Below are 12,850 nucleotides of genomic sequence, written 5' to 3' on the forward strand. Positions count from 1 at the left end.
TCGTAGCTGTCGTTTCCTTTCCTTCTAGTAATTGAGAAGGGTAGAACTCCCATTCTCCACGTAAAGTAAATGTTTGATTTTTTGGAATATCCCAGTTTCTTAAATCTAGAACTCCATTTTCAATCTTAGGTGGATTAGGCTGGTCCATTTTCGATAAAAAACCATACCATGTTAATCGAATTGCAGTTATTGAAATAAGAAAAAGGATACTAATAATGATAATTTTCTTTTTTGACATCATATCTATATATTATCAAAATCAATCACTTCATTCATGTCTTGATTTAAAAACTATTAATGCTGACTACTATTTATTCATCGTTTAGCTAATGCATGTCTATGTTTTTACAAAGAATAGGACATGATATAAAGGTACTTTGGAAAAGGATTTAAAGGTGTCGTCAACAAATCCATTTTAGGAATGAACCTAGCACGAATATCCTTTACATTCCTTAAACATTTTAATTCTTTGATTCATTTTCCCCCTTTTTTTTCCAAAAGCTTTTTTGCTCCCAGTTCTTCTTTCACTCTTCTAATTTCGTCCTGCTTTTCTTTGAAATTAATGTAATCAGCAGCTTGTTGCTCTACTTGTGACATGCGTTTGTATAGTTCACTTGTTTTGTATTTTTCGAGATTGAAATGGATTGGTGAGGTTTTATTTCCTTGGCGGGTGGCTTCGATAAGTTGTTTCATTAATGCTTCTGCATATTGTTCATCTGCTTCTGATAAGTAATATTCGTTTTTTAATTCATAATCAAACTGTTCAATTGCAATTACAGTTTCTTTTCTTTCATTTTCTGCCTTGCTAAGTTCTTCTGCAAAGTGATCTGTCGAAAATATTTCCAATGGAACAAGATCGTTAATTTGATTTAAGATGGCTGCAAGCTCACGTTGAAAGCTTGCAACCATTTCAAGATCTTTATGATTTCGATGTGCTAGTTCATCTTCTAGAAATGAGACATGAACCGTTGCCTCATTTGCTAACTCCATATCTTCCATTGACCCTTCAATACCATAAAAGAATGCTACTTGTCGGTCAATAAGCCGAATCCATGCATCAACAACATCCATTTGACCTCGATAAAACCCTTTGATAGCTTCAGCCCCCTTACCACTAAAGCTTTCATCTAAATTTACAATTCGTGAAAAGTTATTTTTTAATGCTTCTAGCTTTCCACGCAATTCCTCATAACTTTTTGCCCTTGATTCAACTGCTTGAATGAGCGACTGTGTTTCAAGTACCTTCGCGATTGATATCAGTCCTCTCTTTTAGTTTCGGACATTTGCCTCATCCTGATCCTTTAATAAACGAATGTTTGCTTTTGTATCTTCAACATTTTTTTGTACAGCCTGAATGTATTCTGTAAGGAGCTGCTCAATTTTCATTTCACGTTCAAGCCAAGCTTTTGTAAAATCTAATTGATTATTACCTAAATGACTCAATTGAGGAGATGAAATATTTATAGTGGCTAAAGTTTTTTCAATTTCACTTAACTCTTTCATCACTTTTTCAAACTCCAGTCGAATCGTCGTCATTAACCTAACCGCCTTTTTAGTTCACTTACCTTTTCTTCAACGACAGCATCATCTTCATTATTCTTCACTAAATGCTCTGCCTCATAAGCAATTGCCTTCGTCGTTTGCAAATACAGTTGAATTTGTTCTAAGGACGTTATCTTATTCTCTATTTCCTGCTTGTATCTGTCATAGGCCTCAATTCCAATGTCTTTTATAGCTAAGTAGGCCTCCATCCGATACGATTCAAATCTAGTTGCTCTCTTACCAGTCCATTCCCTTCCTAAATTCGGATCAATGATTTGTGTTATTTCTTGTAATAGATGGTTTTGCTCTACACTTAGTTCACGGCTAGCTTGCTTAAGTCTCTGGATTTTTTCCTCGATATCATTTTCCTTTGAAGAAATCAAATCCTGGAGTGTATCTAAGGTATTCGCTAAACTCATTGATTGACCTCCTTATTTATTTCTAGGAAGCTTTCTTTTTTGCTGATGATGTTGCCCAAATGTAAAGAACAATCGCCAGCAATAGTAGACAAATCCCTACAAGCACCCAAATAAGGATGGACATAGACAAATTGGAAGAAGATGTTGTATCTTCTTCCAATTCATTCATTTTTGTCTCTGTTGTAGATGAAAATAAATTCATTTCAACAGCCTTTGACTTTATCGTATTTCGGTTCGATGTCTGACTTAAAAATAATGAAGCGATTTTTTCTTCGTCAGAATCTGCAGCCCCTTCAAAGGTTAGTTGTTTGATCTGCTCTGGTAACTCAGAGCGCTTTGTTGTCGATAACCCTTCATCACGAAGTAAGCTCCTATTCGTTTTTTTTTCCTTTTTCTCATAATCATTAGGCTCTAGCTCATCAATACTAGGTGCATCTGCTGCATAAACAATATTCGAAAAAGATAGCTGGATGCTGACGATAAGGAGCAACAAACCTATTAATGACTTATGCTTCATATGTTTCAGAACCTTCCGTCATCGATACTTTACTCGCCCTTCCAATAAAATATTGAAGAGCTCCTAGACAAAGAATCATAAATGATAAAACGGTGATCGCTGTCCCAAATTGGGATTCTGAGCCATATTGAATCGACATATACACGCTTGACATCGGATCTTCAAATGTAAAGTTAGGTGTTGTTAAGGCAAGTAATGGCGTTACATAGAATATAACCATTCCTACCGTAACAAATAATCCTACTAAATGATGAACACTAAACGCCACCCTTACTAAGGCAGAACCTGCAGTTAGAAGGAAGATCGTATATACAGTCCATTGTACGGCACTATCCTCACGTAAAGGATAAATCTCTAAGCCAAACAAGCTAATAATTAAGCCAATAATGATGTTTAACAGGACAAATAAAATGGCCTGTATCCATAATGGCGGTTGTTGGAAGTAATAGCTTGTATAGCCAATCAGTAAGCTACAGATGAGAACAATAAACAAGACGACAACTGGTGGTAAGTTTTTCACTGTTGTTGTTTGTGTCTCTTCTGGAACATCTCCACTAATTTTCAATGGATTTGTTAAGAAATCATATACATATCCATTTGACTGTCCATCAACAAATGTATTTCCAAGAACACTGAAAACATCATTTCTTATAAGCTCCGTAGAAGCGACGTTTGATGCCCATTTATTATTTAATTTATCTGCATCAACCTGAACATCGTTAACTCTTACTTGAAGCTCACCTGTGTAATCAACGATCGTTCCTTGACTTTCTTTGATTGAATCCATCATTGAATGAATCATTTCCATTTGATTACTGATTATTTCAGTATCTGATATCACTTCTTGACCTTCAACAGCTGGTGTCGGCTCAACAATGGTCAACATTTGTTGTGGTTGGTTAATTTGCTCAAGAACCTTTGTTGCCTCTTGAAGTATGCCATCAAGATTTTCTAATAGAATCTTTTGATGCTCATCAATTTTTCCACTGTATTCAGCCATGAAAACGGTAAAGCCGTCCTCCATGGTATTTAGTACATCTTGATTTGTTGGCATATCAGTCCCTAGTTGATTCCATTTTGCCTGCTCATCTTCTGATATTTGGACAATTCTATTTGCTTGTTGTTGTAATATCTCGTTACCAAGAGTCATAGCTTTTTCCTCATTTACAGAAGCCATACTCTTCAACGTTGCCTCATATCGATCTAGGTACGAATAGTAAAACATCATTTGCACTAAATCTTTACTATTAATATCTTTTCCAAGAATTTTTGAGATTTTCTCTTTTCTTGATTCAGAAAGGACATTTGATGAAAGGATTGATTGTTCTTTCTTATTAATTTCATCTCTAATATCAGCCTCATAGTCTTTGTATAAATTGAGCTCAGTTTCTAGCTTTTTATTTTCAACAATAAGTGCTGCTTTTTCTTCTTCTAAAGAATCGATGGTTTTATTTAGTTCTTCAATCGTTTTATTTAGCTCATCGATTTCTCCATTTAATCCATCAATATCGGATTTTAAACCGTCTATATTCGTTTCTAATTCCTTAATATAGCCATCTTTATGTTTAAGAGTATTTTCCAACAAGTCATACTGTTTTCTTAACTCAGAGTAAGCATTTAACAGCTTATTAAGTTCCTCCTCTAACGGATTTTTTTGCCCGTTTTCCTTCTCAGATAAAGAGGTCTGTAGATTTGTAATTCTTTCGTTAATAGCATCAAAGCCTGCTAACGATTTTGTGATATCTTCTACCGTAGGTTGCTCTAAGCTTGATAGCTCTGTCTTAATTTTCGTAAGTTCAGCCGCTAATGCTGCTAATTCCTCTTTTTCCTTCGTTAAATCTATGAAAGGTGCTTCAGGCTCCTCTGGTGTTTCCGGTTCTTCTGGATTACCAGGTGTTTCTGGGTTTTCCGGTGTTTCAGGTTCTTCCGGATTACCAGGTGTTTCTGGGTTTTCCGGTGTTTCTGGTTCTTCTGGATTATCCGGTGTTTCTGGGTTTTCCCCATCTCCTGGGTTTGTCGGATTATCAGTGTTTCCTGGCTCTTCAGGTGTTTCTGTCCCTGGCTTTTCGTCATTTGGATCCGGTTCAGTTGGCTTTTCTGGCTCAGCTGGTGTTTCTGGTTCAGTTGGTGTTTCTGGTTCAGTTGGTGTTTCTGGTTCAGTTGGTGTTTCCACTTTACTAAGATTTTCACTTAAAGGATCTAGTTTCTCCTGTAAATCATCAAGTAGATGCGAATCTTTTAACTGCTGATAAAAATCAATAATCTTTTCTTGATGCTGATAGTATTCATTTACTTGTTTATCAACTAAACTGTATCGTTGCTGCTGCAACTGACTTAATAGCTGCTCAGTTCCTACCATCTGCGTCTCTAGCATATTCATTTTTTCTATGAATAGACTTCCGTTTTCTTCAAATAGATTTTTAGACTCCGTAAATAACGGTTGTTGATTCTGCGTTGCATTGTGTACCGTTTCAATCGATTTAGCCTGGATTTCTGCGAGCAATTTTTGTTGTTTTTCTTGGTATTCCTTATATAGCTCTACATACTTAACAAAGTTAGCTAAGCTTTGAGCATAGCCCTCCATCGTCGCCTTTTGCTCTGGCTCTTGCTTATCAAGCTGTTCAATAGTAGATTGTAAGTTTGAAAGCATTGCCTTTTGATCTTCAATATGACTAGCTAAATCCTTTGAGGATGGCTTATAAAAGGCAGACATTGTTTGTTGGAAGGCAACTTCCTTTTCTAGAATTTCATCGAACTCACCGCGAATTTGCTCCATATCTGCTGAAACATAATTCCAATATAACGTGGAGATTTTTTGGTTAACTCGTTTTGTTGCCTTTTCAAGCTCTACTAACACCTTTTCTTTATTCACTGCATTTAATTGACTTTGTACTTTATATTGGAAATTCGTTTTAACTGGATTTTCCTCATCATACGTCATAATTTTCTCAGTAAAGTCTGATGGTAAATACACAATCGCATCATACTTTTTATCTCGTAATCCATTCTCCCCTGCGCTTCTCCCTACAACTGTCCATTCATAATTAGAGTTTTGCGACAGGATTGCGGATACATCTTGACCTAGCTTCAATTCCTCGTCATTTTCTTCTGTACCTATATCTTCATTAATAATCGCAATCGTCTTAGTAGCCGTTTCCTTTGGTGTAGCTACCTTTAAAGGATTATCGCCAATGATGCGGAAGAATAGAAAGGGTGTAATGCCAATTATTGCAATAACGATGATAAGCTTCACAATGGCTCTTACTCTTTCATTCATATATGTACCTTCCTTTCTACATTCACAAGCGGAATTTGTATACTTTGCTCTTTTCCGTTTTCGAGGTAATAGCCATAACCCGGTTGAATTTCAGGCTCTTTTCGGTCATAGGTCATCGTATACAATGTTTGATCTGATTTCTTCATTAAAATAACAGCTTGTCGAATTTGTTTAATTTCAACTGTTAATGTGTCATAGCCCTTTGTCAGCTCATTATTGTTACCAGAAACAATCATGTTAAAGCCTAGATGACTATAGTTTTTCATAAATTGAACAATTCGCGTTTGAAGCGTATTATCAATTTTCTGTAAAAAGTTTGCATACCCATCAATGATAAATAAGATAGGTGTAAAGGATGGGAGATTATTCCCCTTCTGAATTTGTTCGTGATATTCGGTTTCTCTTTTTTCTAGAACAGCCTCTATCATGTCTAACCAGCTTGATACATGGTCTTTATTCTCAAGATAGACAAGATTATCTTCACCACTATAAGATGATAGCCCTCTATCGATTGAATCAAAAAGTGCGATATGTTCTGTTTGATTCTCAAGAGAAGCATGTATGAGCGCTTTTAACGTATTTGTCTTTCCTTTTTGTGCTTGCCCTAAAACGATGCAATGCTTCGTTTTGTTCAAATTCACGTAGACTGGTTTAACTAGTTCCTCATCAAGACCAATTGGTAGCATACCTACTTGTTTTTCTACATATGAAGCAAAATTTGTAATTGTTAGCTCCACAGGCAGCATCGGAATTGGATCTGGCTTTTTGCAATCTGCGTAAATTACCTTTAAATGCTGGACTGCTTCTCTCAAGTTTTCCATTAGCTCAAAGTCATTGGCACCTTTAACAGGAAGGAATACTTGAGAAAAATATGTCTCATCGGTTTTGATAATCGCTCTTCCTGGCATCGCTTCAGGAGAAAATTGCAGTCTGCCAACTATCGTACTTGCTTCAGATTGATCCATTAAGTAATGTACGATTTTCGTCTTTATATTACTCATTAATGCTTGTCGTACTGAATTTACACGCGTAGCTGAAACGACCATATAAATTCCCAATGATGCTCCGTCACGAGCAAATTGGTTTAGTTGCTGCTCAAGCTCAAACATTTCTTCCTTCACTAAATCAAAATTATCAATCGCTAAATAAAGCAATGGTAGTTTTTCTTCACTCATTGCGTTATACATTTTTATCGTGCCAACCTCAGCTCGTTGGAAAAGACTTTTTCGTCTCGCAACCTCAGCTTTAAGCATTTTCAAAAACTTCTCGATTTTTCGCTCTTGATCAATTGTAAAGTAATCGGCAGCATGAGGTAGCTGTTTAAGAGGTAGTAAACCACCGTTTCCAAAATCCATTAAATAATAATGAACTTCTTCAGGTGTATATTTCCTCGCTAGCCCAAGGAGCAATGTCATCACAGTATGTGTTTTTCCGTAGCCAGCAGACCCAAAGATTCCTATATTTCCATCATCCATGACTTGATACGTATAATTCGACTGACTTTGCTTTTCAGGCTCATCAATCATTGCTAACAATATCTTTGTCTTATCTTCCGTATTCACTTCTTCCATATTACGCTCAATAAATAAACGTCCTGGAAGTGGTGGTAACCAAGGACTTTGGAGTCTCTCAAGCTGCATCTCTTTTTCCAGCTGTTCAATTTTATCGACAATGACACTTATTTCACTAGGAGTCTCCTTTTGAATCGTATCTGATGATGAGACATCTGAAAGTGGAATTAACCCTAAATCTGTTACGATGGCAATTTCATCCTCCATATCAAAGGATTCCTCCTCATGATATGGGGCACCGCTCCATGCAGATTGGAATAACTCATAAACCTCATTGTTTCCGACTTGTAAATATCCTCGACCTGTTACAGTGATAGAAGCTGCATCACCATTTTTCAAAATTTCTCGGCTATCCTCGACATTTTGTACCTTTAGAGCCACTCGGAAGCGAGCGTTACTCCAAATTTGGTTATCAATGACGCCACCTGGCTTTTGTGTAGCCAATATCAAATGAACACCAAGACTACGACCGATACGAGCTGCACTGACAAGCTCTTTAATAAATTCCGGCTCTTCTGCTTTTAACTCTGCAAATTCATCTGAAATTAAAAACAAATGTGGTAATGGCTTCTCTGTTTTTCCTTGTTTATAAAGCTTCGTATAATCATTTATATGTGATACACTGTAGCGATCAAATAGTCGCTGTCGCTGCTTAAGTTCACTCTTTATTGATGCTAAAGCACGCATACTAAAGTTTTTGCTACCTTCAATATTCGTTATCGTTCCAAGAAGATGTGGCATATTTTTAAATGGCTGTGCCATCCCTCCACCTTTATAATCAATTAAAAGGAACGCAACTTCATGTGGATGAAAATGAACAGCAAGGGATAAAATAAATGTTTGTAAAAATTCACTTTTACCAGAACCTGTCGTTCCGGCTAATAATCCGTGTGGACCATGTGCCTTTTCATGAAGATTTAGCTCAACTGTTTCTTCCTTCCCTTTTAAACCAATCGGAACCGCTAATGATTTCGCTGATTCTCTCGTTAGCCAGTTCTGTTTAATTGGTAGCTGATCGACATTTTTCACATTCATCATTTCTAAAAATGACACACCATTTGGTATCGAATTCGTCATCCCAATTTGATGGTCAAGTGTACGGAGCATTCGTGCAAAGTTTTCATTGCTCTCCCGTTTATGCCCATCTAACCTAAATGGGATTCGGACTGCCTTTTTCTGCTGGATTAAAATATCTCCCTGCTCATCGTTTATGTAGCGAATAAGTGTGTAAATATTATCTGATAAGCTTTCCTTTGCTTCTGCTGCAAAAATAGCCGAAATACCCAAATGGTGATGCTCACCTTCTAAATATTCTAAAATGACATGGTCTGAAATAAGCTGATGATTCGTGATAACAAAAACAAAATGTGGTGTAAAGCGAATCTTTTCTTTATCTTCTTCCAAATCACGTTCTCTAATCATTTCATATAATGAGTAAAGCAATTGATCACGTGTTTTATCGTTGTAGATAAAACCTTTTGCATATGAATTAGGAAGCTGAAAATGTGGCAGCCACTTCATCCACTCCCATTGCTTATACTCTTCCTCATTAAAAATAAAAACGAATCGTAAATCATGATAGCTATGAAAGAATGCAAGCTGTCCGATAATTTGATGTAATTCATTTTTTAACACAGCATCTTTTCCGATTAATCCTACCGCACCTTCTGACAGATTGGCTGTTATAGGTAAATTAGATAGCCGTTTATAGAATCTCTCTAATTTTTGTGATTCCTCTAGTAAATCATCTGTCTCTCTATTCGCCATATCATTTGAACTAGATGATATCGTGTAGCTTGCATCAACTGTTCCAAGACCTAAACGGAATTGAAGCACATCAGGACTTTCTAAAGTTCTTTCCCACAGTCTATCTGATAGCTGATCCGTTAAATATTTCATTCTCTCAAAGGATGGAAAATGAAATGTTAAAACTTCCTTTTGTTTTTCAGCAACAGTTTGCAGCTCTTGTCTCTTCGCTTCTAAATAGTTCGTATAGATCCGTTGCCGTCTTTCCTTCTGCCGCTTTTGATTCCCTCTATCTTTAAAATACTGAACCGTAGAGGTGAAAATGGTTGTCATAAACATGATTAATGTTATGACGATAAAGATTCCTCTTGGCATAAATAAAGCCACAAGCCCCATTGCAATTAGCATGATAAGCGGGGGAAGAATAATGAGCCATAGGCTGCGGTTAGATGGCTCTGTTTCTTGTGATGGGAGAGAAAGTTGGATTTTCTCATCTGGTAGATCATAAACCATCCTTGGTGTTCTCCGATAAATCGGATATTTCTTTTGCATTTCAGATTGTGGTTTTATCGTTTCTGAGAGATTTGCTGTGAATTCTCGTAAACTCTCAATCTGAATGAGATCCTCTTCAATTAACGTAATCGTCATAAATGGCCAAAACAGCTGGTCCCCAATTTCTAGGATAGTTTCTCCATTTAACCGTGATCCATTTTTATAAAGATGCTCATCAATACTCGTTTTAACAGTCCAGCTACCATTTACTTTATAAAGGGTAAAAGAATTCTCTTGAAAAAACTCATTCTTTTCCTTAACAATGGTGGCTGCTTCATCCTTTGTTGAGAAAATAACCTCAGAATTATGGCCGATATAATAAGTTTTACTAGGAATTAATTTGTCCGTAATCACGATTGATAAATCTATTTCGCCGGCTTTAACCTTGTGGCGTTTATTTAACTCTATCAGCTTTGGATCACTATTATGTTCTAGATAAAATGAGTTATCATGAAAAGTCACCCTCAGTGGCTCATGGAGATTGGCTACTCCTTGCACGGTGATTGTATGCTGCAGCTCTGTGCCTATTGTGACTTCATAATTTTGCTTGGACTTCAATGACAGCTGTTGGTAGGAATCATTGTAAAACACCCATAATAAATGCATTTTTTCACCACCTGTTTTTGTTCACGATTATTGAGGTGACTTTTCTCCCTCAGTTTTGGCTTCCTCTTTTACTTGCTGATTCGTAGTAGTTTGTTCTTGTGTTGCTTCCTGTCCTTGTTGCTTAGCCTGTTCGTTTGACGCTGGAACTGTACCAGCATCCTCTACCGCTTGTTCCTCAGCCTGTTCCTCGGCTTTAGCCCTCTCCTGATCTATTTCCTCTTCGTATTGCTCAATCTCAGACTCAATTTCAGCTAATAACTGATTTCGCTCTTCACGATCTAAATTATCATCTGATTTTACTTGCTCTTGGTAATTGTATAGAGCATATAAAATTAAATGTGTATCTTCAAAGACTCTAGCAATATCTAAAGCTTCCTCTGCATTACCTCGTCCAATGTGAATCCAATATTCGTAATAGCGAGGATCTGATTGTAATGTCACGGTATTTTGAATACTCTCTTTTTGCTCTTCTGAGAGTGATTCATTAATTAAATACGCCGTTGATAATTCATATTGTGTCACCTTTGGCATTTCATCGAAATCATAAGGCTGAAGGATCGTTACAACCTCACTATATTCGTTATTAAGGAATTTCTCCTGTGCCTCGATAAAGCTTGCCTGTTTTGGCTGAATAAAAAACAACGAATACAACGAGTACACTAATGTTGGAATTAAACAAACCGTTACACCTATTAAAATATAACGATTTAGCTTCCATGTTTTTTTGTTTACTGTCATTAACTGAGTCTTTTCCTTATTAATCTCTTGAATTCTCATTTCGAGTAATTCAATAAGATTAGAAATAGACTCCGCCTTACATACCTTCTCAGTAAAGCTAGAAAGCTTTAATGTTTCAAAGTGATGGATGTATTGTGAAAAGGTATATTGCTTATCAATAATCGAAGCAATTGTCGCCTTTACTTCTTTCAATAATTGATCAGAATTTTTTTCATATGGTGGAAGACTTTCTTTAACCCCAAAATGAAGAATATATGGATTGAGTCCTTTGTCTAAGACAATGTTTTCTGGACATACAAACAGATGAATTCTAGTTAAGTTGTGGCTATTAACCTTTTGTGCAATACGGTAGGCAATAAGCAAACTATCTCTTTCATCTATTTGCCCCATATGAGGAAGGTAGGTAAACGTGTTAGGAATTGTATGAAGAATGGATAACTCATCATCCATCATTTGAATTTGTTTTTTTATTGTAGGATTTATCTCTTTCAGAAAAGAAATTTCGCCTGGATCATCTAATTTAATTTTTTCCTTTTGAAAAGTAAATGTAATAACACCCTTTTCAAATTTACTAATTGCCTCTAGCTTTTCTTCTATGTATGACATTTCTTTTTGTGATGACATTCCTTATATCTCCTTCATAAAATTTCAATTCTATCTCCAGTTGTAATGCCAACATCTATTAATCTTTTTGTACCATCGGCAACTTTATTTTTGTTCACGACTCTAATCCAGTACCCTTCCTTTGGTTGTCCAGTTAATTGCTTCGTCTGCCAAACTATATCAAGCAGCTTTTTTACAGAGTGATAGTTTGATAGTCTTAAATCAAAAATCTCCTCCTGATAATTCTTTAAATCGACGGTAATTTCGATATACATTATTGTTCACCCCATAAGGAAGAGACTGTCCCCAAATGGGTCTGACCCTAGGATTTCGAGACAGTCTCTTCTTTTCTTATCAGTTGTAACGAGATTATCCTCTGATTTGACTTGCGATTTGTTGGTCAGCATCTTCAAGTGCTTTAGCTGTATTGTTCAACTGAATATGAATATCATCAAGAAGTTTTTGCATTGCCACAAATGAAGGTCTTAATTGTTCATATTGTTCACTAAACGCTCTACTTGATTCACCTTTCCACATATCTTCAAGCTGTCTAATCATACCATCAAGCTCACCAATTTGACTTTCTACTTCACTGCTTTCATTTGCATAACGAGTTGCCATTTCATGTAGCTCAGCTGGAGTAACCTGAATTAAACCTGACATTCTATTCATCTCCCTATTGTTTTTATTTTTTGGTATTCATCTATATAAATTGTGAGTACCCAAAATGCGAATGGACAATTTCAAAAAACGGAACATATTGTCGTCCCTGTATAAAAATTTCCTATAATATACCAATATCACATCTCATCCGATAAGAACAGATGAAAACAGAAATGTAAAGAAAAACGGAACTATCCTCCTCCCCCTTGTAAATTTCCACAGGAAGTTAAGCCTATTTCTAGCGATATTCTTCGTTGTTTTATCTCCACCTAAAGACCGATATCCAAAACCGATATTTAGGTATTTTAGCTCAATGGTTTTTCAGAAATCAAGATTCCACAAAACCAGCCTCCCCTCTTTTACTTCAAATGCTCTTTTGCTAGGCGGAATTGGGCGCCCTCACTCCTTAAGCGATCGCCCTCTGACATGCTTCGTTAAAGAAGTGCTATTTTTCGATTCCACTCAACACTACTATCAAAAAAAATAGACAATAAAAACCACCCGTGATAACGGGTGGTTTTCTCTGCGGCTGAAAGCCTTTGTTACTGACCAAACCCTAAAGGGCTTCTGAACGGTTCCCCACGTGTACTACTTCTACTGGCCAGACCTAAAAGGC

Annotated in this window: 10 protein-coding genes; all 10 read right to left on the reverse strand. The window is 36.4% G+C overall.

The features are described 5' to 3' along the window. Window positions 1-238 (reverse strand): hypothetical protein (locus tag HU235_RS15500; RefSeq protein WP_174880781.1); only part of this gene is annotated, 238 nt, incomplete at its 3' end. A 236-nt stretch (window positions 239-474) separates the two neighbouring features. Further along, window positions 475-1,260, reverse strand: a complete 786-nt coding sequence (locus HU235_RS15505; RefSeq protein WP_174880788.1) for a T7SS effector LXG polymorphic toxin — start codon at window positions 1,258-1,260, stop codon at window positions 475-477. A gap of 9 nt (window positions 1,261-1,269) precedes the next feature. Next, complete coding sequence (locus HU235_RS15510) at window positions 1,270-1,536, reverse strand: DUF5344 family protein (RefSeq protein WP_174880782.1); 267 nt, start codon at window positions 1,534-1,536, stop codon at window positions 1,270-1,272. Further along, window positions 1,536-1,961, reverse strand: coding sequence for a DUF5082 family protein (locus HU235_RS15515; RefSeq protein WP_174880783.1), 426 nt, complete (start codon window positions 1,959-1,961; stop codon window positions 1,536-1,538). The genes HU235_RS15510 and HU235_RS15515 overlap by 1 nt, the downstream gene beginning before the upstream one ends. Window positions 1,962-1,983: 22 nt before the next feature. Next, window positions 1,984-2,478, reverse strand: a complete 495-nt coding sequence (essA, locus tag HU235_RS15520) for a type VII secretion protein EssA (RefSeq protein WP_095300346.1) — start codon at window positions 2,476-2,478, stop codon at window positions 1,984-1,986. Then, window positions 2,468-5,755, reverse strand: a complete 3,288-nt coding sequence (gene esaA, locus HU235_RS15525; RefSeq protein ID WP_174880784.1) for a type VII secretion protein EsaA — start codon at window positions 5,753-5,755, stop codon at window positions 2,468-2,470. The genes essA and esaA overlap by 11 nt, the downstream gene beginning before the upstream one ends. Next, complete coding sequence (essC, locus tag HU235_RS15530; RefSeq protein WP_174880785.1) at window positions 5,752-10,230, reverse strand: type VII secretion protein EssC; 4,479 nt, start codon at window positions 10,228-10,230, stop codon at window positions 5,752-5,754. The genes esaA and essC overlap by 4 nt, the downstream gene beginning before the upstream one ends. A gap of 27 nt (window positions 10,231-10,257) precedes the next feature. Further along, window positions 10,258-11,592: a type VII secretion protein EssB gene (gene essB / locus HU235_RS15535; RefSeq protein ID WP_174880786.1), complete on the reverse strand. Its 1,335-nt coding sequence runs from the start codon at window positions 11,590-11,592 to the stop codon at window positions 10,258-10,260. Window positions 11,593-11,606: 14 nt separating this feature from the next. After that, the gene (locus tag HU235_RS15540; RefSeq protein ID WP_095300354.1) at window positions 11,607-11,846 is read right to left on the reverse strand and encodes an EsaB/YukD family protein; all 240 of its coding nucleotides are present in this window, start codon (window positions 11,844-11,846) and stop codon (window positions 11,607-11,609) included. Window positions 11,847-11,940: 94 nt separating this feature from the next. After that, window positions 11,941-12,234, reverse strand: a complete 294-nt coding sequence (locus HU235_RS15545; protein ID WP_174880787.1) for a WXG100 family type VII secretion target — start codon at window positions 12,232-12,234, stop codon at window positions 11,941-11,943. Between the last annotated feature and the right edge of the window lie 616 nt (window positions 12,235-12,850).

It is taken from the genome of Metabacillus niabensis (assembly GCF_902829255.1).
In the GTDB taxonomy this organism is placed as follows: domain Bacteria; phylum Bacillota; class Bacilli; order Bacillales; family Bacillaceae; genus Metabacillus; species Metabacillus niabensis.